At 50.1% G+C, this 768-nt stretch carries 1 protein-coding gene; it reads left to right on the plus strand.

Annotated elements, in window-relative coordinates; translation table 11 throughout:
* On the plus strand, positions 1-767 hold a 767-nt coding region (locus A3735_RS02830; protein WP_156499354.1), incomplete at its 5' end, for a di-heme oxidoredictase family protein.
* Position 768 lies beyond the last annotated feature (1 nt).

Below are 768 nucleotides of genomic sequence, written 5' to 3' on the forward strand. Positions count from 1 at the left end.
TTCTTTCTAAAACCGACCCAGACGACAGTAACCAAGATGGTATTTCAGGCAAAGCCAATTGGGTTTGGGATCAGCAAAAACAAGCACCGGCACTTGGCCGTTTTGGCTGGAAAGCAGGCACCCCCAACCTTCGTCAACAAAACGCTAGCGCGTTCAAGGGGGATCTCGGCATTAGTACACCGTTATTTCCACAACATTGGGGCGACTGCACTCCTTCACAAACAAGCTGCCGAAAACAAGCCCATGGAAACCGCACCCGCCAAGCCCCGGATATCAACCACATGGAAGCGCCAAAGGCGATGACCGATGCTTTATTGCTGTATACAAGAAATATCGCGGTACCCATTCGAAAAATAGACAATGCAGAAATGGTCAATAAAGGAAAAGCCGTCTTTCACTCCGCTGGCTGTGCCGCGTGCCATACTCCAAGCTATCAAACATCCGGGCATACTGAGCAAACTTCTCTTAACATGCAAACCATCTGGCCTTACACCGATCTATTACTGCATGACATGGGGCTAGGGCTGGCGGACAATCGACCCGAGTTTAAGGCAAACGGACAGGAATGGAGAACCGCTCCACTTTGGGGGCTCGGTTCAGACAAATACGTAAATGGCAGCCATTTTCTTCTGCATGACGGCCGCGCACGCAGTATACTTGAAGCAATTATGTGGCATGGCGGCGAGGCCGAATCTGCCAAGCAAGCCGTACAAACAATGCCCCAAGAGCAACGCGCACAACTGCTTACTTTTTTGGAATCACTTTAAT

It is taken from the genome of Oleiphilus sp. HI0061, assembly GCF_001635675.1.